General features: G+C 50.8%; 20 protein-coding genes. 18 read left to right on the top strand and 2 right to left on the bottom strand.

What is annotated here, in order from left to right; translation table 11 throughout:
* Positions 1-33 precede the first annotated feature (33 nt).
* On the bottom strand, positions 34-2,862 hold the full coding sequence (gene uvrA / locus ACVA53_RS07880) for an excinuclease ABC subunit UvrA (RefSeq protein WP_255044150.1): 2,829 nt from the start codon (positions 2,860-2,862) through the stop codon (positions 34-36).
* Positions 2,863-3,130: 268 nt separating this feature from the next.
* On the opposite strand from uvrA, the gene ACVA53_RS07885 reads away from it, so the two are divergent.
* Positions 3,131-3,685: a single-stranded DNA-binding protein gene (locus ACVA53_RS07885; protein ID WP_255044151.1), complete on the top strand. Its 555-nt coding sequence runs from the start codon at positions 3,131-3,133 to the stop codon at positions 3,683-3,685.
* A gap of 96 nt (positions 3,686-3,781) precedes the next feature.
* On the opposite strand, the gene ACVA53_RS07890 is transcribed toward ACVA53_RS07885, so the two are convergent.
* Complete coding sequence (locus ACVA53_RS07890; protein WP_255040735.1) at positions 3,782-4,669, bottom strand: LysR family transcriptional regulator; 888 nt, start codon at positions 4,667-4,669, stop codon at positions 3,782-3,784.
* 252 nt (positions 4,670-4,921) lie between these two features.
* Here ACVA53_RS07890 and csrD point away from each other — a divergent pair, with 252 nt between their 5' ends.
* The 17 genes from csrD to ACVA53_RS07975 all read left to right on the top strand — a co-directional run bounded on the left by csrD (position 4,922) and on the right by ACVA53_RS07975 (position 24,632).
* Positions 4,922-6,892: an RNase E specificity factor CsrD gene (gene csrD, locus ACVA53_RS07895; protein ID WP_446504846.1), complete on the top strand. Its 1,971-nt coding sequence runs from the start codon at positions 4,922-4,924 to the stop codon at positions 6,890-6,892.
* 128 nt (positions 6,893-7,020) lie between these two features.
* Positions 7,021-8,514 carry a PilN domain-containing protein gene (locus ACVA53_RS07900; RefSeq protein WP_446504847.1) on the top strand — a complete coding sequence of 498 codons (1,494 nt, stop codon included), beginning with the start codon at positions 7,021-7,023 and terminating at the stop codon, positions 8,512-8,514.
* Complete coding sequence (locus tag ACVA53_RS07905) at positions 8,511-9,146, top strand: MSHA biogenesis protein MshJ (RefSeq protein ID WP_255040738.1); 636 nt, start codon at positions 8,511-8,513, stop codon at positions 9,144-9,146. Before ACVA53_RS07900 ends, ACVA53_RS07905 begins: the two co-directional genes overlap by 4 nt.
* Positions 9,139-9,462, top strand: coding sequence for an MSHA biogenesis protein MshK (locus tag ACVA53_RS07910; protein ID WP_255040739.1), 324 nt, complete (start codon positions 9,139-9,141; stop codon positions 9,460-9,462). The genes ACVA53_RS07905 and ACVA53_RS07910 overlap by 8 nt, the downstream gene beginning before the upstream one ends.
* Positions 9,463-9,478: 16 nt before the next feature.
* Complete coding sequence (gene mshL, locus ACVA53_RS07915) at positions 9,479-11,131, top strand: pilus (MSHA type) biogenesis protein MshL (RefSeq protein WP_446504848.1); 1,653 nt, start codon at positions 9,479-9,481, stop codon at positions 11,129-11,131.
* A 3-nt stretch (positions 11,132-11,134) separates the two neighbouring features.
* On the top strand, positions 11,135-11,977 hold the full coding sequence (locus ACVA53_RS07920; RefSeq protein ID WP_446504849.1) for an ExeA family protein: 843 nt from the start codon (positions 11,135-11,137) through the stop codon (positions 11,975-11,977).
* Between the two features lie 3 nt (positions 11,978-11,980).
* Entirely contained in the window at positions 11,981-13,231 is a 1,251-nt protein-coding gene (locus ACVA53_RS07925; RefSeq protein ID WP_446504850.1) for a tetratricopeptide repeat protein, read from the top strand.
* A 2-nt stretch (positions 13,232-13,233) separates the two neighbouring features.
* Positions 13,234-14,949, top strand: a complete 1,716-nt coding sequence (locus ACVA53_RS07930; RefSeq protein ID WP_446504851.1) for a GspE/PulE family protein — start codon at positions 13,234-13,236, stop codon at positions 14,947-14,949.
* A 19-nt stretch (positions 14,950-14,968) separates the two neighbouring features.
* Positions 14,969-16,189, top strand: a complete 1,221-nt coding sequence (locus tag ACVA53_RS07935; protein WP_446504852.1) for a type II secretion system F family protein — start codon at positions 14,969-14,971, stop codon at positions 16,187-16,189.
* Positions 16,170-16,658 carry a hypothetical protein gene (locus ACVA53_RS07940; protein WP_446504853.1) on the top strand — a complete coding sequence of 163 codons (489 nt, stop codon included), beginning with the start codon at positions 16,170-16,172 and terminating at the stop codon, positions 16,656-16,658. The genes ACVA53_RS07935 and ACVA53_RS07940 overlap by 20 nt, the downstream gene beginning before the upstream one ends.
* Positions 16,659-16,697: 39 nt before the next feature.
* Entirely contained in the window at positions 16,698-17,285 is a 588-nt protein-coding gene (locus ACVA53_RS07945; protein WP_446504854.1) for a prepilin-type N-terminal cleavage/methylation domain-containing protein, read from the top strand.
* A gap of 13 nt (positions 17,286-17,298) precedes the next feature.
* Positions 17,299-17,814: a type II secretion system protein gene (locus ACVA53_RS07950; protein ID WP_446504855.1), complete on the top strand. Its 516-nt coding sequence runs from the start codon at positions 17,299-17,301 to the stop codon at positions 17,812-17,814.
* Between the two features lie 98 nt (positions 17,815-17,912).
* Positions 17,913-18,446, top strand: a complete 534-nt coding sequence (locus tag ACVA53_RS07955) for a prepilin-type N-terminal cleavage/methylation domain-containing protein (RefSeq protein ID WP_446504856.1) — start codon at positions 17,913-17,915, stop codon at positions 18,444-18,446.
* Positions 18,430-19,155 carry a type IV pilus modification PilV family protein gene (locus ACVA53_RS07960; RefSeq protein WP_446504857.1) on the top strand — a complete coding sequence of 242 codons (726 nt, stop codon included), beginning with the start codon at positions 18,430-18,432 and terminating at the stop codon, positions 19,153-19,155. Before ACVA53_RS07955 ends, ACVA53_RS07960 begins: the two co-directional genes overlap by 17 nt.
* Positions 19,155-19,907 (top strand): PilW family protein, encoded by a 753-nt coding sequence (locus ACVA53_RS07965; protein ID WP_255040750.1) that lies wholly within the window; start codon positions 19,155-19,157, stop codon positions 19,905-19,907. Before ACVA53_RS07960 ends, ACVA53_RS07965 begins: the two co-directional genes overlap by 1 nt.
* Positions 19,897-20,331 (top strand): MshP protein, encoded by a 435-nt coding sequence (locus ACVA53_RS07970; protein WP_255040751.1) that lies wholly within the window; start codon positions 19,897-19,899, stop codon positions 20,329-20,331. Before ACVA53_RS07965 ends, ACVA53_RS07970 begins: the two co-directional genes overlap by 11 nt.
* The gene (locus ACVA53_RS07975; protein WP_446504858.1) at positions 20,328-24,632 is read left to right on the top strand and encodes a DUF6701 domain-containing protein; all 4,305 of its coding nucleotides are present in this window, start codon (positions 20,328-20,330) and stop codon (positions 24,630-24,632) included. The genes ACVA53_RS07970 and ACVA53_RS07975 overlap by 4 nt, the downstream gene beginning before the upstream one ends.
* Positions 24,633-24,698: the final 66 nt, after the last annotated feature.

Genomic DNA, 24,698 nt, shown 5'->3' on the forward strand with positions numbered 1-24,698 from the left:
TTGGTTAGGTTGCCAGTGCTATTGTACTGGCGTTCACTCTGGCAGCAAAGGCTTGAGGAAGCGGGCAGTGTGCGATCCTGCGATCTGTGCCACTTGCTCAGGTGTGCCGGTTGCAACAATTTCACCCCCGCCGTTACCACCTTCCGGTCCGAGGTCGATGATCCAGTCTGCTGTCTTGACCACATCGAGGTTGTGCTCGATCACCACAATGGTATTACCGTGGTCACGCAGGCGGTGCAGGACATTGAGTAACTGCTGGATATCGTGGAAATGCAGGCCGGTTGTCGGCTCGTCCAAAATATACAAGGTCTTGCCGGTATCGCGCTTGGATAGTTCGCGAGCCAGTTTAACCCGCTGTGCTTCACCGCCCGACAGGGTGGTCGCGGCTTGTCCTAGGCGAATATACGATAAGCCGACATCAATCAGGGTCTGTAGCTTTCTGGCAATAGCCGGCACCGCATCAAAAAATTCACGGGCATCTTCTACGGTAAGCTCTAGTACCTCGTCGATGGTCTTGCCTTTGTAGCGAACTTCCAGCGTTTCGCGGTTATAGCGCTTGCCCTTGCAGGCATCACACGGCACGTAGACATCCGGCAGGAAGTGCATCTCAACCTTGATCACACCGTCGCCTTGACACGCCTCGCATCGGCCCCCCTTAACATTGAAACTGAAGCGGCCCGGTTTGTAACCACGCGAGCGTGACTCCTGGGTACCGGCAAACAGTTCGCGGATCGGGGTAAAGATCCCAGTATAGGTCGCTGGATTTGAGCGTGGGGTACGGCCAATTGGGCTCTGATCGATATCGATCACCTTGTCGAAGTGCTCGAGATCTTGGATTTCTCTGTATGGTGCAGCTTGGCCAGACGTCGCACCGTTGAGCTGGTGGTGGGCGATTTGGAAGAAAGTATCGTTGATCAGGGTTGATTTGCCTGAACCTGATACCCCGGTAATACAAGTCAGCAGGCCGACAGGGATCTCGACGTCAACATTCTTCAGGTTGTTGCCGGTGGCACCAAGAAGCTTGACGGTTCGCTCCGGATCCATCACCACGCGTTGCTCTGGTACCGCTATGCATTTTTTGCCGCTGAGGTATTGGCCGGTTAGCGAGTTATCGTTATTGACGATATCAGCCAGCTTGCCTTCGGCAATAATATTGCCACCATGGACACCGGCACCCGGGCCAATATCGATCACATGATCAGCGGTACGGATAGCATCTTCATCGTGCTCGACCACAATCACGGTATTGCCGAGATCGCGCAGGTGGGTAAGGGTTTTGAGCAAGCGCTCGTTGTCCCGCTGGTGGAGTCCGATAGAGGGCTCGTCCAACACGTACATGACGCCGACCAAACCGGCACCGATCTGGCTGGCCAGGCGGATACGCTGGGCTTCACCGCCCGACAGGGTTTCTGCGCTGCGCGACAGGTTAAGATAGTTGAGGCCAACATTAACCAAGAAACTCAGCCTGTCATTGATTTCCTTAAGTATCTTCTCGGCTATTTTGGCCTTCTGCCCAGTCAGTGCCAATTGGTCGAAGAAATCCATCGCTTCGCTGATACTCATTTCGCTGATGGTTGGCAGCGTGGTATCGGCAATAAAGACATTGCGGGCCTCGAGGCGTAGGCGTGAGCCGTTACAGCTGCTACACGGTTTGGTAGCGACGAACTTGATCAGATCCTCACGGACCGAGTTCGACTCGGTTTCGCGGTAGCGGCGCTCCATGTTGTTGAGGATCCCCTCAAACGGGTGACGTCTTACCGTGATATCACCGCGGTCATTGATGTATTTGAATTCGATTTCAGTTTTGCCTGACCCATTTAGAATCACATTTTGGACTTTCTTAGGCAGGCTGTCATAAGGGGCTTCGACATCAAACTCATAATGCTCGGCCAGAGACTTGAGCATTTGGAAGTAATAGAAGTTGCGTTTGTCCCAGCCGCGAATGGCGCCGCCAGAAAGGCTTAGTTCGCCATTTTGTACCACGCGAGCTGGGTCGAAGAATTGCTGGACACCCAAGCCGTCACAGGTGCCACAGGCTCCCGCAGGGTTATTGAACGAGAACAGGCGGGGCTCAAGCTCCTGCATGCTATAGCCGCAGTGGGGGCACGCAAAGTTGGCGGAGAAAATGATCTCTTCATGCTCGCCGTTGGTCATTGGGCTCACAACCACGGTACCGCCAGATAGTTCCAGTGCGGTCTCAAACGATTCTGCCAGACGCTGCTGCAGATCATCTCGCACCTTGAAGCGGTCGACAACGACTTCAATGGTGTGCTTTTTATGAAGTTCAAGCGTCGGTGGATCGGACAGATCACACACTTCGCCATCGATACGGGCACGGATGTAACCTTGGGCCGCCAAGTTGGCCAGGGTTTTGACGTGCTCACCCTTGCGCTCTTTAATAATAGGAGCCAGCAGCATCATCTTACTGCCTTCCGGAAGCTCGAGTACCTTGTCGACCATCTGGCTTACTGTTTGCGCGGCCAGTTCAACATGGTGGGTTGGACAGCGTGGTTCACCGACACGGGCGTAGAATAGACGAAGGTAATCATAGACCTCGGTTATGGTGCCCACAGTTGAGCGTGGGTTGTGCGAGGTCGATTTCTGCTCTATGGAGATCGCAGGAGACAGCCCCTCGATATGGTCGACATCCGGCTTTTCCATCAATGACAGAAACTGGCGGGCATAGGCCGACAGTGACTCGACATAACGTCGCTGCCCTTCGGCGTATAGGGTATCAAAAGCCAGCGATGACTTTCCTGAACCCGACAGGCCGGTGATAACAATCAGCTGATCCCGAGGCAGCGTGAGGGAAATATTCTTGAGGTTATGGGTACGGGCACCCCTGACTTCAATGTTATCCATATCGATGAGCTTTATTGACTAATTTATGACTGCGGCATTATTGCACAGGGCTTAGGGCCTTGAAAGAAAAAGCTGTATAAAAACACAGTTGGATGGTTATAATAACACCATAATGTGTTGCTTATTCGTGCTGGCGATCACTACATTTTACTCTGATTCAACCCTGTTCGATCAGGGGGGAAGCATGATAGACTGCGCGATTAAGTATAAACTTTCAATAACGGTTGCTGGCTTTTTCCCAGCACCGATTATGAGATCGGAGTGAATTATGGCCAGTCGTGGCGTAAACAAGGTTATCCTAGTCGGTAACTTGGGTAATGATCCGGAAATCCGTTACATGCCTAGTGGTGGTGCAGTAGCAAATATTACCATTGCCACTTCTGAAAGCTGGCGTGACAAGAACACTGGCGAGCAGCGTGAGAAAACTGAATGGCACCGTGTGGCGCTATTTGGCAAGCTTGCTGAAGTGGCTGGCGAGTACCTACGTAAGGGCTCTCAGGTATACATCGAAGGCCAACTGCAAACACGTAAGTGGCAAGACCAAAGTGGTCAGGACCGTTATACAACAGAAGTTGTGGTTCAGGGCTTCAACGGTGTCATGCAGATGCTTGGCGGCCGTCAGGGCGGTGGCCAGAGCGCTCCAATGGGTGGCCAACAGCAGCAACAAGGTGGTTGGGGTCAGCCTCAACAGCCAGCAGCAGCCCCTCAGCAGAACTTTGCTCCTCAGCAGCAACAACAGCAACAGGCTCCTCAGCAGCAGGCTGCACCACAGCCTCAGTACAACGAGCCGCCAATGGATTTCGATGACGACATCCCGTTCTGAGGCACTTGCTGTGTTGATAGGTCGTTGACCCAAAATATTAAGCCTCGCTAATGCGGGGCTTTTTATTATCTAAATCATATTGGCTGAGGGTTGAGTTTAGCGCTCTGCCGGACTGGACTTGGCTTTGATAAAATCGATGAACAACTTGGTTTTGACATGGTTGTAGTCAAGCTTGGGGTAGTAGGCATAGGCTGAATTCACGGGTTGTTTCAGCTCAGGCAATACCGGTACCAAAAGGCCCTTGAGCAGCTCTCTTTTGACCGTATTCTCACCCGATAGAATGATCCCCATACCTGCAACGGCCGCCGCTACCAGGGCTTCGGGGTTCTGGGTAGTAAAATTCCCTTTGAGTCGCAGTCGAATGTCGTTTTCAAACACGTGCTCTTGTTCATGGCCATGGGTGCCGTACATCAGGCAGTTGTGCTGCGCCAATTGTTCAGGGCTCTCAATTAGCGGCTTACCTTCGAGGTACGAAGGAGAGGCGTAGAAGCCATTGCTATAGTTGAACAGCTTTGTCGCAATGTAACTCGACGAGTTGAAGTCGGTTAACTCCCTGCTGATAAACACATCCAGGTTGAGGTCCGGCAACTGGCCCGGGGTATTGGTATGGAGTTCGACTTGGATGTTGGGGTAGACCTCAATAAATTCGGCCAGGTAGTTCACCAGCAAGCGGCTTCCGACGGCTAGCGGCGCACCAATCCGCAATACGCCGCTGACCTCACCGTAGGTCGAGGTGGTCTCTGCCAGCATCTGGTGCCAGTCATCGAGCAAGCGTGCACTGCGTTGGTAGAAAAGGCGGCCGGCATCGGTCATGGTGAGACTGCGGGTGGTGCGTTTGAGCAGCTGCACACCCAACTGCTTTTCCAGCCAAGCCAATCGTTTGGACAGTGCAGAGCTGGAAGTATTGAGCTTGGTGGCGGCCTGAGCGAGGGAGCCCTGGTCGACGACGGTAACAAAGCTTTTTGTGCAGGTGATCCAATCCATGTCGTAATTAACCCTATAGCGCTAGTGGGGAGCCGAAATGGCCGTTTTCCCTACACTACCATGAGTTTACGCTCGGTTCAGACTGTTTCTAATCCTGTTTGTATTTGCAAAATTGTTAATTTGTCGACTTTAGCACTGACAGTACGATCAATAGAATGGTATTTTGCTTGCAATATACCACCGTTTCTTCGCCTTGCAGAAATGTGAAATGGCGAGGTATCTGTTTGACTTATTGATTTTTTTTGGCTGCTTATGAGAAAAGCTTCAGGGATGCGCTTAACCAACCGTCTGGTTGCCTTTGTTACGTTAATTGTGATTTGTGCAATTTTCGTCATTTTTATTGGCGGGGCGGTGAGTTTTCGCAAGTTAGGACAGGACTATCTCACTCATTATCTTGATGGTGTTGTGGAAGTGATCGACCAAGAGCTGGCTGATCCGCAGGGTTCGCAGGCCATTTCACGTTGGCTGCCTAAATTGCTTAAGGCCAGTAATGTGGTTGAGCTTGAGGTAGGCAGCGTCGCAGGGGCCGTTTATTCCTTTAAGGGGCTACAACCGATTGCAGATCCTAGCATCCTCCATGAAAGCCGCTACGAACTTGAACATAATCCCGGCTTCACCGTCACCATGAAGTCGCTCCCGCCTTATACCGAGTTTACCTATTCGATAGGGGCCATGTCGTCGATAAGTCTGGCGATCGCTATCATCATCTTGGGGCTGGTCTGGGGGATGGACTGGCTACGACGCCAGCTAGAGGGATCGGAACTGCTTGAGCACCGCGGCCGGCTGATATTGGCCGGGCGGGTCGAAGAGAACGAAGTGGGTGATGAGCGGGAGTGGCCAGCAACGGCCAGCCTTGCGTTGGACAAAATGATCGCCGAACTCAAGGATGCACGACAGGAGCGAAGCCGTTTCGATACCTTTATCCGTACCCACACCTTCCTTGATCAGCTGACTGGGGCGGCTAACCGAGTGTTGTTCGATAGCCGGTTGCAATCGATGTTGCAAGATCAGGAAACCCACGGTGCGGTTATCCTGATCCGAATTACTGATTGGGAGGAGTTGCTGGCCGATAAGGGCAAGGCCGAGGCCGATGAGCTAGTCCAGGATGTGGGGGGGATCTTGTCTAACCTGATCCAGCGTTACCCAGATACAGTACTGTCGCGTTATTTCGATGCTGAGTTTGCGATTTTGTTGCCTCAGCAGTCAGTGAAAGAGGTTAAGCAGTTCAGCAATGCGTTGATGAATGCACTGGACAGGCTATCACCGCCCGCGCCGCTGGAGCCGGATAACTGGTGCCATATCGGGGTGACCTTCTGTGCCAGCGGTGAGCGTCGTGGCCGGATCATGGATGAAGCAGATATGGCCCTGCGTAGTGCCCAGTTGCAGGGAACGAATAGTTGGTATGCCTTTAAAAAGGACCAGCAGTTTGAAGATGCCCGTGGCAGTGTGCGCTGGCGTACCTTGCTTGATGCAATATTTAATAGCGGTGGCCCGGTACTGTATCAGCAACCGGTACTGATGGTTGATGGCAGTCCTCTGCATCGTGAGTTGCTGTCCCGTATCCGTGATGAAAACGGCATGCTGATCAAAGCGTCACGTTTTCTTACTGCTGTCGAACAAGTGGGTTTCAATGCCCGGATGGATAGGTGCGTGGTGACCAAGGCGCTGCATATGCTCAAGAGTGAGCCGGTGACCGAGTCGATTTCCGTCAACCTCAGCGTTGAAGCCTTACTGGAGAAAAGTTTTGTCAAATGGCTACGGGATGAGCTGCTTCAGACGCCGCGTACGGTACTCAATCGGTTGTCGTTTGAAATCCCCGAAGGGGGGTTGGTCAAACATCTTGATGCAATGCGCCCAGTCACCCGGATGTTGGTGGGACTCGGCTGTAAGCTGGTGGTCGATCAGGCCGGTCGTACCATTGTCAGTACTCACTACATCAAGGATATTCGCGCTGATTACATCAAATTGCACCGCAGCTTGGTGCGCGAAATAAACTTCCGTCAGGAAAATCAGCTATTCGTCAGGAGTATGTTGGGAGCCTGTGCAGATTCGGACGTTAAGGTTATTGCGGTGGGTGTTGAAAATGCCAGTGAGTGGCAGGTTCTCAAGCAACTAGGAGTCAATGGCGGTCAAGGTCGCTACTTTTCGCCTGAAATGTCAGCCGAACATGATCTTACCCAGGATAATAACTCACGGAAATTGTTTGGAAAAAACGCTGGATAGAGCAAAAAATCACTATTCATTATGAGATTTATCATTATAATGGTCAAAATATTGACACCTTATGGTCAAAATAGTTAAAGCCTTGCCATATCTCCTGATATAAGTCTGTTAAAGCCAAGTAGCCTGAAATGATAGTGAAGAAGTTATTTAGGAAGAAGACACATTCTCCTGTTGTAGGTATGGCATTGTTTGCCGACACCGTGGCCTTGGTGTATCAGGAAAATAAAGCATGGATCACCGATGAGCGGTCTGTGACCGGGCTTGTAGGGTGGCCTAATGCCATTAAATCTCTGATTGAACAGCACCAGCTCAAAGGCGCTAATATCCGTCTTGTCCTTGGCCATGGTTTATATCAAAGCATGCTGATAGACAAGCCAGAGCTACCGCGGGAAGAATACCCAACGGCCTTGCCGTTTTTGGTCAAAGAGCTGGTCAATGAATCGCCGATGGAGCTAGTGGCTGATGGTTTTGTTGCGCCGCTGAAAGATCGCCTGCAGGCTTTTTCTACCCAGAAAAAACAGATTGAGCCGCTGGAAAGAGCATGCCGGGAGGCCGGTTGTGAATTGATATCTGTTTCCGCTGAAGAGGTGGTATGGGGGCAGATAACGGCGTTTGAACGCAGCCAATTGGTGCTGCACCGTCGTGGTAAAACCAACCTGCAATTGTCTGCCTTCAAGCATCAGCTGTTGTGCTTCCAGCGCCAGCTGCGCGGTTTCAGCGTACCATTGTTGGCTGATGATGATAGCCCGCCATTGGAAAAGGGCTTACAGCTTGACGGCTTGGCACTGGAGCTGCAGCGCTCGCTCGACTTTCTCAGCGCCCAATTACGTGACGCTCCCATCACCCAGTTATTGATATCTTGCGATGATGATGATGACAGTGAACTGGCCCTAGCGCTGAGCCAGCGTCTCAATGTCAACGTTGAGCCTGTCACGCCTTCTCATCCGTCTTTGGCGAGCAATGCTGCCCGTGTTGCCTATTGTGCCGTCATTGAGCCAGAGCATGTGGGAATTAACTTTTACAGCGATGCCCTCAAACCGAAACTTGATCTGCTGACTTTGCCCAATATTGTCATGAGCTGGGTTGCGATCACCGCCATTTTGGCTGCATTGGCTGGCTGGTTCAGTTGGCAGAGCTACCAACAACAGCAGGAGCTGGCTTCAGAGCAGCAGCTCCTGCAACAGAAAACCGCCGAGGTCGAACGGGCCAAAGCCGCACTGACAAAGCATTTGCCAAGTCAGCTGAAAGTGGATGTTGCCAATGGGCTGGAACAGCACCTTGCCAATAAGCGGGCAGCGCTTGAGGCAATAGCCTTGCATGACAGCAGCTTGCAAGTCGGTTATGCCGGCATGATGCAGCAACTCTCGGCCGCGGCCAGTGGCGATATTTCAGTCCAGCACCTGCGGGTGAAAGGGCCGCAGCTTAACCTGGAAGGGTTGGCGCGAACGCCGGATGCGGTTCCCGCTTGGTTGCAGATGTTTAAGCAGTACCCATCGCTGTCGGATCGCCGCTTTAAATTGATGTCCTTGGGTCGAAACAAACAAAATATCGTGACCTTCAAGTTGCTGGCAGAGCGCAACCAGCCAGCAGCGCAGGCTGTTACGCCAGGAGTTGCCCAATGAGCCAGTGGCAGACGTTATGTGACAAATTTGAACTGCTGACCAAGCGCGAAAAATGGCTGATTGCCTTGTCGGGTTGGATAGCCCTGCTGTTTGTTGGCTTTGTGGTCATTATCGAACCGCAGGTCAAAGCCGTCGATGCCGCTAAGAGGCAGCTTCAGTCAGTGAAAAATGCCCTGATAACTAACACGAATCAGCTACTCGTGATGGAGCGCAAGCTTAAAGGCGATCCAGACGCCGACATTGATGAGCAAATCAGCGAACTGGAGCGACAGAATACCGATTTTGATGCCCTGCTGGATGGCCGGGTATCCAGCTTGGTTACCCCGGCAAAGATGTCGGCGTTGATGGAACAAGTGCTCCAGCATTCGCGCAAGCTCAAGTTGCTTTCACTTGAATCACTGCCGCCAGTCCAGCTGGTTGGTGGGGAAGATCAAGGCTACTTCATCCACCCGGTTAGGCTGACATTGCGCGGCCGCTATTTTGATTTGATCAGTTACCTTGAGCAACTAGAAGCGTTGCCTGTCCAGTATTACTGGCGCAGCATGGACTACCAAGTGGATAACTACCCTTGGGCAGATATCAAGTTGGAAGTCTACACACTCGGTATTAGCGAGGACTTTATTGGTGGTTAGATTAGTTATGGTGGCCGTGGCATGGTTGATGATGCCACTGGCACAGGCCGCGCAGGATCCTACTGCGCCATTGGGCTGGCAGGCACCAGTGGTCAAGGCTACCTCATCACGGGTGCGCCTCCCTCAATTGCAGGGCATATTTTGCGATCAGGATGGCCAGGCATGCTGGGCGATTCTTAACAGTGTGTCTGTCGGGACCGGCGGGCGGATCAGCGGTTATACCCTCAGCCAGGTGACGGATGACTTCGTTATCTTGCAGCGGGGTGGTCGACAATGGCGACTGGAAATGTTCGCCGATAACATAAAGTCAGAGTAAACAATAAGTGGTAAACATGCGTGGATTAATAATTGCCGTTGTCATGGCTTCCCTGACAGGATGCTCGACCAATATGGGACACCGTGATCCGGTGGAAGTCAAAGGTGCTCTGAATCAGGCCGCCAACGAAGCCAATAGTCGACCGTTGATGGATCTGCCGACGGCAGTCAGCAATGATTTGATGCCGGGTCTCGATGGGATGGACTATGCCAGCCAGTCGGTGCTTGAAAAGCGCTTTCGGGTCAATGCCCGCAATGTCGATGCCAAAGCCTTTTTCGGCAGCCTAGTCAAAGGCACGCCATTTAATATGGTGATCCACCCAGAGGTTCAGGGCCGTATTTCCCTGACCCTCCGTGACGTTACGCTTGATGAAGTGTTGTCTGTGGTTTCTGACATTTACGGTTATAACACCACCCGCAAGGGCAACATTATCCAAGTCTTCCCAGCAACTCTTCGCACCGAAGTGATCCCGGTTGATTACCTTCAGCTAAAGCGCCGCGGTGTGTCCCTGACATCACTGACAACCGGCTCCATTACCAATAGCGATTCCGGTAACTCTAGCAGTAACTCTGGCAATAACAGCAGCAATAATAGTAGTAACAACAGCTCAAGTACCACAACGGGCGGTACGACCATCGAAACGGTGTCGGAAAGTGATTTCTGGACGCAACTTGAAAAAGCTGTGCAAGCGATGATTGGTAGTGGCCAGGGGCGCAGTATTGTTGTTTCACCTCAGGCGAGTTTGATTTCGGTACGTGCTTACCCGAACGAGCTGCGTGAAGTGAAAGAATTCCTTGGTATTTCCCAGCAACGCCTCAAGCGTCAGGTGGTGTTAGAAGCCAAAATCATGGAAGTCACCCTGAGTGATGGCTATCAGCAAGGGATCAACTGGAGCAACATCACCAAGTCGATTGGCGGCACCGACATTATTTTTGGCCGTGGCGACATTTCTAACGGTAATATTCCGACCTTGCCGGGTGCAGACCCTATTGCCGCGTTACTGGGCGGCCAAACCAATATTACCATCTCTGACGGCAACTTCGATGCAGTACTGAGCTTCCTTGATACCCAAGGCGATCTGAATGTGCTGTCCAGCCCGAGAGTTACCGCTGCCAATAACCAGAAAGCCGTAATCAAAGTCGGTAGCGATCAGTATTTTGTCACCGACGTGTCGGGTGGTGAGGTCAACAGTGATGGTGGCACGGCCTCACCGGATATCGAATTAACCCCGTTCTTCTCCGGGATATCATTGGATGTCACCCCACAAATTGGTGATGAAGGCAGTGTATTACTGCACGTTCACCCTGCGGTTATCGATGTTGAAACTGAGGTTCGCGACATTGCCTTGGGTGATACCTTCGGTACTTATCAGCTACCTCTAGCAAAGAGCTCTATCCGAGAATCGGATTCGGTGATCCACGCCCGCTCTGGTGATGTTGTTGTGATTGGTGGTTTGATGAAATCAGCGACGACGGATCAAGTCTCTAAAGTGCCACTACTGGGTGATATCCCCATGTTGGGCCACCTGTTCCGTAACGTGAACAAGCTACAAACCAAAACAGAGCTGGTGATCTTGCTTAAGCCTACTGTTGTCGGCGAGCAGACCTGGCAGCAGGAAGTGGAACGCTCCCGCGCCTTGATCAACGAGTGGTTCCCCGAAGAGGGCTAAGCCATGTACCTCGAGCATTTCGGTATGGTGTCAGCGCCTTTTGGCCTGACACCCAACACACACTTTTTCCATGCCTTGCCTCCGCACTTGGAGGCTATCGACACCACCTTGGCCGCGCTGGGGATGGGCGAGGGGATCATCCAGGTTGCCGGCGAAGTGGGGACGGGTAAAACCTTGGTCTGTCGGATGCTGATCAATCAGCTGCCTGAACATTTTGAGTTGGCTTACTTGCCGACACCGGCAGAGAGTGGCACCGCGCTACGAATTGCGCTGTCTCGTGAGTTGGGGCTGGAAGGCGAAGGCGATAACAGCTTACTGGCCGACAGGTTGCAGCAAGCGCTGGTAGCGCGAAAAGCGGCAGGCAAAGCCGTAGTGGTGTTAATTGATGAAGCACAGGCGCTGCCGGATGATGCCCTGGAGGCGATTCGCCTGCTGGGTAATTTGGAAACCGAGCAAGAAAAGTTGCTGCACATTGTACTGTTGGGTCAGCCTGAGCTCGATAATCAACTTGCTAGGCATGAGCTGCGCCAGTTCCGTCAGCGAATCACATTCCGCAGTGAATTAAGGTCGTTGAATTTAGCCGAAACACTCGCTTATATCGAGCACCGCTTACACACCGCAGGTATCGAACGCGAGTTGTTTGCCTTGCCACAGGGCAAGGCGGTTTGGCAAGCCAGTGGCGGTATTCCGCGGCTGATTAATCAGCTGTGTCACAAGGCCTTGATTGCCGCATACAGCGAAAACAAATTGATGGTTGAGCGCAACGAGGTACTCGTGGCGATCCGCGATACCTTAGATGCGCGCCAACCGAAATGGACATACCCGGTATTATGGGGATGGCAATAACCGATGAGTGAACTGAATAAAAAGCTGAGTGCGTTAAGTCGCCAGCAGGGGCAAGGTCAAGAATCGGCTATCTCGCGCAGTGAGATAAAGCCAGCAACGATTAAGCCCGTAAAGCAAACAAACCTAACACCTTGGGCAACATTTGGCGTACTGAGCTTGGGTATCGTGATAGGTATTGGCGGCTGGCAGTTGTGGACAAGTAATGATCCCGTTGGTGAGGTCGTAATGGCGGTCAATCCGGTTGCGCCGGTGGAAGCGGCTCCCGCTGCATTAGTGGCAGAGGTCCCCGTTGTTGCAGAAAAGCCTGCGGCGCAGCCTGATCTAGCGCAGGTTGAATCGACATCCACTGTCGAAGCAGTGCCTAAGGCCGCCGCCAAACCAGCTCCGGCTCAACCTCCTAAAGAGGCCCCCGTCCCTGTAGTAAAGACTAAAGCACTAAAAGCTGAAGTATCCAAGACTGTTTCACCTAAACCTGTTGCGTCTAAATCCGAAACGCCTAAACCCAAAGCACCTAAACCCAAAGCGCCTGAACCTGTTGTGACTCAACCAGTCACGGGAAAACCTGCAATGCCAGAGCCCGCAGTGTCATCAAGTGCTGACGGTGAAACCCATCAAATCGACGGCGTAGATATGATGGACGGCGATGAAAGCTTGATGATTGAAACCGTCGAGCTCGATGCCGGCCAGTTGGCCCAGATTGAATACAGCAAAGCAGAAAAAGCCCTCAAGCAAGGGGATAGCCGCAAGGCCATTGGTTACCTGGAATCTGCGATCAAATACCAGCCTGAATGGATAACGGCACGCCAGAAGTTGGCGGCGCTGCATTACGGTAGGGGGGATACTCGCCGTGCGATAGCGACACTGCAAAAAGGGTTGTCCTTGGATGCTAACCAAGCGGATTTACGTTTAACCATGGCCAAGTTGCTGGTCAATGAATCGCAGCAGCAGGCAGCTCTGAATGTACTGAGCCAGTTACCAAGCAACACTCATAGCGGCTATTTGGCGATGCGCGGAGCATTGGCCCAGCAACTTAACCAGAATGAGCTGGCACTGAGCAGTTATCAGAGCCTAGTCAAAGCCGAGCCTTATGATGGCCGCTGGTGGCTGGGGCTCGGGGTCGCGCTTGAGCGTGGGCAAGATCGGGATCAAGCCGAGGAAGCTTATCAACAAGCATTGCGTATGGGGCAGATCTCCGATGAGACGCAACAGTTCATTCGTCAACGTCTGGCCGTACTGGCCAGTATGAAGGGGTAACCATGGCACTTCGATTACGTAAACGCCTTGGCGATCTGCTGATAGAAGAAGGCATTGTCTCTCCTGACATGCTTGATCAGGCGCTGGACAACCAGCAGTCTACCGGCCGCAAGCTGGGTGACACCCTGATCAGCCTAGGCTTTCTGAGTGAACAGCAGATGCTGCAGTTCCTTTCTCGTCAGCTGGATATTCCGCTGGTCGACTTGAATCGTTTGACCGTTGATACCAATGCGGTCGCTTTGCTGGCCGAAGTCCATGCCCGCCGTTTGCGAGCACTGGTGCTCAGTGAGCAGGACGGTATGGTTCGGGTTGCCATGAGTGATCCGGCTGATTTGGCTGCGCAGGAAGCGGTGTATGATCAGCTGGGACAGTATCGCATCGAGTTGGTAATTGCCTCTGAGCGCCAGTTAATCACCTCTTTTGACCGCTATTACCGCCGCACCCAAGAAATAGTTTCTTTTGCCGAGCAACTGCAGGCTGAACACCAGCATCACTCAGACTACTCCTTTGGTCTGGACAATAACGACAATGATGAAGTCACTGTTGTAAAGCTGATCAACTCACTGTTTGAAGATGCAATTCAGGTCGGCGCTTCGGATATCCATATCGAACCTGACAGCGATGTACTGCGGATCCGCCAGCGTATTGATGGCGTGCTGCACGAAACCCTACTTAAAGAGTCCGGTGTTGCATCGGCTTTGGTATTGCGCTTGAAATTGATGGCGAGCTTGGATATTTCCGAAAAGCGCTTGCCACAAGATGGCCGCTTTAACCTGTCGGTGCGCGGTCAGTCGGTCGACGTGCGTCTTTCGACCATGCCGGTTCAGCACGGCGAATCGGTTGTGATGCGTTTGCTCAATCAGTCGGCAGGGATCCTCAGCCTCGAGCAAGTCGGCATGCCCGATGACATCTTGCAGCGCTTACGCCGCCAGTTGCGCCGGCCGCACGGTATGATTTTGGTTACCGGACCGACCGGTTCGGGTAAAACCACCACCTTATATGGCGCACTGAGCGAGCTCAACCAGCCGGGTAAGAAGCTGATCACCGCCGAAGATCCGGTGGAATACCGCTTGCCACGTGTCAATCAGGTTCAAGTTAACAGCAAGATTGGCCTGAGTTTCTCGTCGATTCTGCGTACTTTCCTGCGCCAGGATCCCGATATTATTCTCGTCGGTGAGATGCGTGATCAGGAAACGGTGGAAATTGGCCTGCGTTCAGCCCTAACCGGCCACTTGGTGCTTTCAACCCTGCACACCAATGATGCCATAGACAGTGCCTTGCGGATGATCGATATGGAAGCACCGGGTTATCTGGTTGCCAGTGCGGTGCGGGCAGTATTGGCCCAGCGTCTGGTAAGGCGGGTCTGTAAAGATTGCGCGACCGAGCATGATCTTGAACCGGCCAAGCAGCAGTGGTTGATGGCAAGGTTTCCGCATTTGGGGGACGCTAGATTCCTTAAAGGACGTGGCTGTCAGACTTGTAACTTTACCGGTTATCGTGGCCGTATTGGTGTGTTCGAATTATTGGAAATGCGCCCGGATATGATGGATGCACTTCGCGGCGGAGATGCTGTGCTGTTTAGCCAGATAGCCCGTCAGTCAACGGGCTATAAACCGCTTATTGAGTCAGCCATGGAGTTGGCGCAGCAAGGCGTCACCAGCTTGGATGAAGTGCTGGTGCTCGGTGAAGGCGACGAACACAATAGTTTCATGTTGTAACGGTTAGCAGGAAAAAAGCATGGCAGTATTTAATTACCGCGGCCGCAGTGCCCAAGGTGGCATCAAGCGTGGGCAGCTCGATGCCGCGTCGCAAGATGCCGCCGCAGACATCCTGATGCGCCAGGGTATTATTCCGCTGGAAATTCGCGAAGGCAAAGCCAAATCGTCAGGCCTTGATTTTAACCGTTTGTTTAAAAGCCGGATCCCGCTCGAGGTCTTGGTGATCTTTTGCCGCCAATTATACAGTCTGACCAAAGCCGGTGTGCCTTTGCTCCGTGCGGTACGAGGTTTGGGTCAGAGTGCTAGTCATCCTTTGATGCGCGAAACCTTGGATGCAGTCGTCGTCGAGTTGACTAACGGTAAGTCGTTGTCTGCGTCGATGAAAGCCCACCCAAGAGTGTTCTCCGAACTGTTTGTATCGATGATCAGTGTCGGTGAAAACACCGGTCGGTTGGACGAGACCTTGCTGCAGTTGGCGCAGTATTTCGAGCAGGAAATGGAAACCCGTCGCCGGATCAAATCGGCGATGCGTTACCCGACTTTCGTGCTTATCGCGATCACCCTAGCGATGTCGGTACTGAACATCAAAGTGATCCCGCAGTTTGCTTCTATGTTTAGCCGTTTCGGGGTTGAGCTGCCGTTGCCGACCCGGATCCTGATTGCAACCTCGAACGTCTTTGTTCATTACTGGCCCTTGATGATCGGTGCTGTTGTCGTAAGTTGGATTGGTCTTAAGGCGTGGCGTCAAACCCCTGCTGGCGGGGAAAAGTGGGATAAACTGCGGTTAAAAGTGCCAATTGTGGGCGATATCATCAATCGCGCTCAGCTATCGCGTTTTTCCCGGACTTTCTCACTAATGATACGCGCTGGTGTACCGCTCAATCAGGCGATTCAGATGTCGGCAGAATCGCTGGGTAACAACTACCTAGAAAACCGCCTGATAGAGATGAAAAACGGTATCGAAAGCGGTAGCAGTATTACTGCTATGGCTCGTCAGTCTGGGGTGTTTACCCCTTTGGTACTGCAGATGATCGCGGTTGGTGAAGAGACCGGTCAAGTTGATGAGCTGTTGCTTGAGGTGTCGGACTTCTACGATCGAGAGGTCGATTACGATCTCAAAACACTGACTGCACGTATAGAACCTATCTTACTGTTTATCGTTGCTATTATGGTGCTGGTACTGGCGCTGGGGATCTTCCTGCCAATGTGGAGTTTGCTCGATGTTGCACGCGGTGGCTAACCCTAAGTTCTCCAGCCATGTGCGTTGGTTTCTTTGGGGCGGTGTCATTTTCTTGATGATCTGGGTATTGCTTGTGGAGTGGCATAAGGTCCATGAAGAGGCTGAACGTACCAAGGTCAAATTGTTGGCGCAAACCATGAGCCGAAGTGCATCAACATTACGCCAGCAATGGGAGCTGGAAAATAAACCTAGCCACTCGCAAACCAATGGCATTGAATATTCATTTACCCGATATGGTTGGCCGATAATTATCCGAAACGAGCATATTGATTGCGTTGAAATGTGGAATTTATTGTCATCGCAACAAACACCGGTCAATTATATAAACCTTGTTGATAAAAGAAATGTGATATCAGAGCGTTATAATTCATGTTATTTCCAAATTACTGACGGAAAATGGCTAGCATTATTTTATGAAAATGAGACAATACACACCAACAGTTTTTTGACGCTTCCCGAGTGGTGGTGACGTCGATTTGACAAAAAAACAAAAAAAGGGTGAGTAAAGATGAAAAAACAAGCCGGTTTTTCGTTGGTGGAATTGGTGATCGTCATTATCGTGGTTGGCCTGCTGGCAGTTGCCGCCCTACCGCGATTCCTGAACGTCACGGATGAAGCTAAAAAAGCATCGATCGAAGGTGTTGCAGGTGGTTATGCAACAGCGGTTCTGTCTGCTCGTGCGCAGTGGGAAGCTTACGGTCGGCCTCAAGAAAATAATAAAAATGTCGTGAACTATGATGGTACTCAGTTTTTCCTGAGTAATGGTAATACAGATGGCAGCATCAGTGACGGTTACCCTTTATATGTTGAAGAAAGTAATCGTAGTGCAACCAACGTTAACTCAGCAGATTGTTTAGCACTGATTAATAACTTGATGCAGAATCCCCCTGCTGCGACAACAAGCACAACAGAAGCCAAAAGTGGCAATAACCTCTTCTTTGTACGCGCACAAACCGTTGATAGCCAGCGTTTCTGTGAGTACTACCAACTTGCCTCGTCTGATACCAGCGGCAACGGTGACTTTGATGTGAATAACAGTGGTCACTATTTCTCATACCTGCCAGCGAAAGGCCAGGTAAAAGTAACATTAAAATAATCTGGAGTAGTATATGAAACGTCAAGGCGGTTTTACGCTAATAGAAATGGTTGTGGTGATCGTAATTCTGGGCATTCTAGCTGTAACAGCGGCGCCTCGTTTTTTGAACCTGCAAGGTGATGCTCGCGCGTCGACACTAGACGGTCTAAAAGGAGCAGTTAATGGCGCGGCAGGTATTGTGTACGGCAAAGCTGCTGTTGAGGGTAAAGAGCAAGTTGATGGTAGCTCTGAAAAAGTGACGGTTGACGGTGATGTTACCGTGAGCTTTGGTTATCCAACGGCTGAAGCAACAGGTATTATTGCTGCTTTGAAGTTAGATATTATTAATGAGTGGCAGGTTGCTTACGATACTACAGCAGATCAAGCTCGTGAGGCGGTATTTACACTTAAAGCATTATCTTTGCCAACTGGGGCTGGTTTAGATAATGACTTTAAGAAAATCTCTGCAACTAAGTGCTTTGTTAAATATACAGAAGCATCAGTGAAAGGTGGTGAGCCATCTTTGGATGTTGATAACGAAAACTGTTAATCATTCTTAGCGCTCCGAGGAGCGCTATTTATTCAGGGTGATAGTTCCGATTATTGCCCTGAATAAATAGAGATCAACAATAACCTCCCGGGTGATTAATGCCCCGACATTACGGAAAAACCTACGCCAAAAGCGCCGGCTTTACGCTCCTCGAACTTATCATTGTTATCGTGCTGGTCGGCATTATCAGTGTGACGGCCGCTTCGCGTCTGTTTGGCCGCAGTGGTTTTGATGCGGTGCTGGCCCGTGACCAAGCGATTTCCCTCGCCCGTCAAATTCAACTGGTGGGAATGAACAGCCCGGTAAATCCGGCTAATCCAAATAGCTGCCTTGCTCTTCACATAAGTACCACAGAGTTTGGATCAGAAAACTGCGCGAGCAATAGCCACTCTACTCGTAAGCTGACTTTTGATCACGATATGGTTAAGTTTGCTTTGTTTGATGGGGTAAACCCACAGCGCTCCGCTGCCATTTACTTTGATATGCTCGGTCGCCCTTCGGTGGTTAATAATCAGCAATTGCAGCGCATTTGCACAGTATCAAATTGTCAGATGACGATGACTTCACGCAATGGCGAGCAAGCCAGTTTGTGTATCAATAGCGAGGGGTTTATTAATGATTGTACCCTCTAAGCCTCGCTTTTCTCGCCTATCTCGTTTGCCAAATTCGCCTCGTCAGCAGGGCGGTTTTACCTTGATTGAAGGCATCATCACCATAGTGATCCTCGGCATTGCCATGGTGACCCTGACCAGTTTTTTGTTCCCGCAGGTTGAACGATCTGCCGCGCCTTATTACCAAGCCCGTACCGCGGCGATCGGCAATGCCTTTCTCAATGAAATTCTCTCGCGCAAGTTCGATGAAAATACAGACCCGTTCGGCGATAGCGTGGTGCGTTGTGGTGAAACCCATGAGGGAATCGCCTATACCTGCAGTGAGCCAAATGAGCAAGGTGTCTGGCCGATAGATAAAGCGAGTGAGTACTTCGACTACGTGGTGCCGGGCAGCTCACTGCCTGCAGGGAAAGGGTTGGTCGTGGCGATTGCCAATGATGTCGATGATTTTCATGGTTGCTGGGGCGATTTATCGCTTTGTTATGACCGTTACAGTGATAGCCAGTTTCCTTGGCGCGGAGCGATAGAAAACCTCACTGGTGAGGAGGTGGCTGAAGCGGGCACTTACCGTAATATGACAGTGAAGGTCGATATCCGCTATGACAATCGCTTCAACACGGCGGATTCGCAAAACTCGACTTATCCCCATCAGCACAAGCGAATTGTGGTCGAAGTCGATACCGGTCGTTACGGCAAGTTTGATTTTGTTGCCTACCGGAGTAACTACTGATGCTGACTACGAAACCATTTTCGATGAGAAAAAGCCAAGGTTTCACGCTGATGGAGATGGTTATTGCTTTGGTGATCCTCGGTATTATCTCTTTGGCTATAGGCAGTTACCTTCAGTTTGGCGCAGAGGGTTATGTCAGTACGGTTAGCCGTGACCGTGTCCAGTCTCAGGCCCGTTTTGCCCTCGAAAAAATGACTCGTGAGATTCGTCATGCCGCTCCCAATAGCCTTGCATCAACGGGAAGCTGTATCAGCTTTTATCCTATTTATTACGCAGGTTTTACCCTTGGCAATACTCGAACAATGAGTGTTGAGTTAGTGCCGATTATCGGTACGGCTGAGCAGTGGCAGACAATATCCAGCAGTGACAAATTGGCACTGGCAGCGGGGTTGGGTAATTCAGCCGAGTATGCCGAGCAACCTTTTAAAATCAACCGTGTAGATGCTGGGCCGGATGGCAATGGGACGGTGTTAGTGAATGTCACTGCACCGCTTGAGAACCGCTCTCCGGCTAATCGTGCTTACGCCTACGGCTTGCCGGTATCATTCTGCTTGGAGGCCAATGTGCTAAGGCGTAAGTTTGGAAACAGCAGCGTAGTGATAGCCGAGCAGGTTTCTGGCTTTGATGTCGCCGTGAATGGCAAGGGGTTGGAAAACAACAGCATGGTTCACATTAACTTGGCATTCCAAGATGGCCGGACAGGTGAACGCTTTAGCTACGAACATACAGTGCAGGTGATCAATGTTCTATAGCAGGCAGCGCGGCAGCGCGTTAGTGGTATCGCTATTTATTATTACCGTGATGGGGGCCTTTGCCGCTGCGATGATCCGTATTGATTGGTCCGGGCAGGATACTACTGCCCGCGAAGTGTTCGCGACCCGAGCTTGGTATGCCGCCCACTCAGGCAACGACATTGTCTTGAGCAAATTGTTCCCGCTCGGGAAAACGGTATCAGAACCTTTGGCCTGTGAGCAAACTTACGATTTCAATAAAGACGCCGAGTTGTTTTCGTGCCAGAAATTACAGGTTATCTGTAAAACCTATAGCTACAAAGAAAATGGCCAGCCAGCCAATAAATATCAATTAGAAAGCACGGCAACTTGCGGCAGTGGGCAGTTTTCAACGACCCGTACCCAAGAAGTGTGGGCGAAGGACTTGGAGATTGCATTACCATGAGGGCCATTAAACTCTGTCTTTGGTTATTGATGCTGGTAATCGCTCTTCCGGCTTCAGCGTTGGAATTCCGTTTTGGTGAGTACCAGTTATCAGATCAGGGAATTGCTGATTGTATCGGTATTGGGGCAGCAAAAAGCTGTGAAATTAAATTTGATCAGCCTTTTAGCACTAAACCTCTGGTGTTTCTGATGCCCACGATCGAAGAGGGAGATGGCCGGGATGCACCTTCTACCTTGCGCCTTATCAATGTAACTAAAACCGGTGCTACGTTCCGGCAATATATTGCTCCGATGAGAAGTGGGATCGAGCTCAAGTCAGTTGGAAATATATGCTCTCCCAACACGAAGAGTAACTACTGTTTGGAAACGGTACCGATGGATAAAGTGCGATATTTTGCCATTGAGCCCGGAACGCTGAATTTTGGTGATAAGGGGCGGATACAAGCTGGCACTGTTGAGATCAGTCGGTACTTGGTGGGAGGCAATGGCGTCAACAACAATAACCTACAGGATGTATCATCACCGGTAAATTATAATGCCGCGTTTAATAATCCAGGGGTACTGCTTAGTCTGCAAGGAAATGGCCAGACTGACATAGGTTCTCAGCAGCGTTGGGTTACGCCTGTGGTGACTGCAGTACAGCAAGACTTGAACAGGGTTTTTGTTGCTTTGGATCGCTCTGAGCTGGCGAGTGGCGGTCATTATGGTGGTGAAGCGCAAGAGGTGGCATATATCGTCGCTGAGGGGCAAGGGAGTCATAAAGGCTTGCAGTTTGCGATGGGGGCGGGGGCAACCCTGAATACCTTGGTTAACGGCTTGAAGCAGTTCGATCAAGTGACTGAACCTACGCTACGCCAATGTGCTGCAACGACATCGGTACCATCTGGTTTTTCCAGTGAGCCTTTTATTATCGCCTCGAAAAATTCACGCAAAGGCAACAATGGTGGCTGGATCCGTTTATGTCGACTGGGGCCGTCTGGGAGTGACGGTTATAACGTAAGTTTTGTAAATGATGAAGATCTAAACGAAGGGAAACTTAACAGCGTTGAGCGTAAGCATCTTAGCGAGGACATTGGTTATATGGCTTTCCAGCGTAAGGCGAGCGAAGCAACGTGTGAAGTATTCCCTGGACCTGCTCAGACTTGGACTGATCGCAGTAATTATCAAGCCAAACTCCATCATTTGGCTTTGATTAATGGTACTTACCAAGAGAATGGTGGGCATTACCTGTGGTTTAACACGACATCGAATGGCACGTCTACCGCTTGTGATGGTCAAGCATGTCTCTACCCTACCAATGCACAGCCTGATAAGTGGGCCACAGAGGTTGAACTCGGCGACTTCGTGGTTACGGATCAGAACGCGCCTGATTATGGTCAAGATAATACTCTTGAAGAGTACGGCACATTTTATATGGGGAATGCCACCGATAAGGTTGAAGAGCTTCGCAATGGGGCTGGTGAGCGTATTCGTTTATTGGAACTAAATAATGGGGCGGCCTTGCATTTATATGAAGGCACTTATTGGTTTGAAGAGATACGGATTAATTCGGCAAGTCATATTGTTACTCACGGTAATGTCATTGTTCATACTAAGAATTTGAATCTAGCTGATTTCTCTACAATGGGCCCGCAAAGTGGTGAGCCGGATTCGTTACAACTATATGCTCATGAAGGCAAAAACATTGAGGATACCAATGTTTATTTGAGTAAAGGTAGCTCTATAACAGGCTTGGTCTATTCACAATCTGAAGTAACCTTGGCTGGTGGAGATTGTAAAAGTGATAATGATTGTGAGGTTACATCAATTACCGGCGCGGTGACGGCGGCCCGGTTGGAGATGAATAGCAGTAAGTATATCCCGACGGCAGTGATCAACGGCAACAGCTCTTGTTTTGACACCACGCCAGACTTCACTTTGGACATAACCCCTGATTGGCAACAGAACATGTTGTGTGAGAGCCAGGAGGTGTTGTTCAGCCTAGCGCCTGACGATGCTGGCGGGGATACCTTTGACGGTGGTATCACGGTCAGTATTACGGCTAAGTCTGGACAGTCGGCTTCTGGGGTTTGGTCGACCTCGGCGCTGGAAGGGAGTAATTACGGCCAGCCTTTTCAAGATGGGGTACCTTTTACGGTGCCGGTGAGTGCGCTTGATAACAACCAAAAACAGCTGTGGTTCAAGAGTGACTATCTCGGTGAACTAGAGTTAACGGCAACCATTGACGGTCTCAGCGGTAATCCTCCGGTTGGTCGGTATCAGTTTTTACCAGGGGGCTTTGTTATCACACCTAACCCCTTGCGGCTAGTCGCCGGAAGGCCTGCGGAAATCACAGTGAAGGCGATGGCCTGTGATACCGGTGATTCTGTTATCAGTGAATATTCTGGAAACAAAACGCTGGACATCAAAACAAAATACGACAAGCCTGCAACGAGCAATAGCCGTAACGATAAAGTTGTGCTGCAAAATACCGCGGGTACAGACATTAAAACTTGGCAAGGCTCGCAGGGCCAATTCGCCTTTGTTGATGGTGTCGCCAGTGGTATCCCTGTCAAATACGACGATGCCGGTGAGATGACGCTGACTTTATCTGATCCTAAGTGTACTAAGGACAGCTGTGATTTGGCTTCTATCGGTGGCGAGTCTTCGCAGATCAAGCAGTTGCCAACAGGTTGGCAGGGATTAACTGGGTCGGTATTGGTTCAAAGTCGCCCTTACACATTTGCTTTGTGTAATGCTGGTGCTCACGCTGTTGAGCTGGCAACCGGAACGGCATACAACGGTGACGCATTCATTTCCGCGGGCGAAGTATTCCAGACCAAGGTTAAACCCGTGATTTGGTTTGAGAGCGATAATGCTAACAATGATATCGATGACAGTGGCAATGCTACCGCAATGGTGGATAGTCGCAATCTATGCCAAAGGGCTATCACACCGAACTTCTACGCCAGTGATGCACCGAAAGCGACAGTGGCACTTTCCATCCCTTCAGGGGAAGGGATCAAACCGCATTCGCCAACTGAAGATGGGGCGATTAGCGGTAACTTGAGCAGTACACCATTGAGCAATGAGGCCGTACAAAGCAATGACTTTTCCGCCAGCTGGGATGAAGTAGGCAGCATTCAATTGCAGGCCTCGACTTTGGGTGATTATTTGGGAATGACTATGAATATGGGCTATCGTCCGGTTGGTCGCTTCTACCCTGATTCTTTTACTATTGTCTCTGTTGAAAGTGGTAAAAAATACCCTGACAGCCAATCATTTGTTTATATGAACCAGCCGTTTACTGCTCAATTCAAGGTCGAAGCACAGAATGCTGCAGGGGAGCCAACCCAAAACTACGGACACTTTGCGCCTCCAAAGCAGGTCGCCATTGAGATTGCTGCGATAGATACCAATGTCGAACGTGGAAAGGTCAATGATTTAGGTGGGCGAATTGATTGGGGAGGGCTACCTAGCAGTTGGAATAAAAACTGGAATAATGCACACATTACGGTGGATTGGTTTACCCTGGCCTTTAAGCGGGATGTCAAAAGTGCCGCTTCACAAGATAAGGCCGTCACCACTGAGCCTGACGGCCCCTATGATGTTGCGTTGGGTATTATGCGGGAGAGTATGGGCGTCAATGAGGCAAATTCTATTGGCTACCCGGGTATTGAAGTGGATCACGAGCTGTTCCCGTGCGATCTGAGTAAGGATGGTTGCACTGATGCTGACTCTAGGGGGGTAATGGAATTTGCAACGTTTAATACTCGCTATGGCCGTATGGCACTAGATGGTGCCTCCGGCCGCTTCGACAGTGAATTGTCGATCCCACTTCGGGTTGAGTATTGGGACAGTCCTTTGACAGATTGGGTGAGGAACACCCAAGACAGCCGTGCTGCCTTTAATGGCCAGCTAGCGTGCAAACAAATTATTTCCCAATCTGACACTGCCGTGACAAGCGCCTCGTACACTCAAGGCTCTGGACATGTAGAGTCAGGGGATATCCGCTCCGGCGAGTTTGTTGCGGTGCCAACAAACGCAAAGGATGACGACGGTAATCCATTGATTTACCGTGAGCAGGTACGTTTTTGGCAGAAAGTGATTAGCGATAAGCCTAAAGCGATAGATAATGAACCTGAAATCCGTTGTGAAGGCGGACCTTCCAGTGACCATAGCAATTATCAGCCATGGTTGACGTTCGACTGGCGTGGTAAAGGTGATGAGAGCCCGCACTCGACAGTGACCTTTGGTGCCTTCCGAGGTAACGACCGCGTGCTCTACCGCGGTGAAAAAGGCATTAATACAATGCTCGATTAAATAAAATGCCGATCTGTGGCAGGTTTGACAAAGCTTACCTTGTCTCGATCAGCCCCCCTTGATACA

The sequence above is a fragment of the Photobacterium sp. DNB23_23_1 genome (assembly GCF_052873815.1).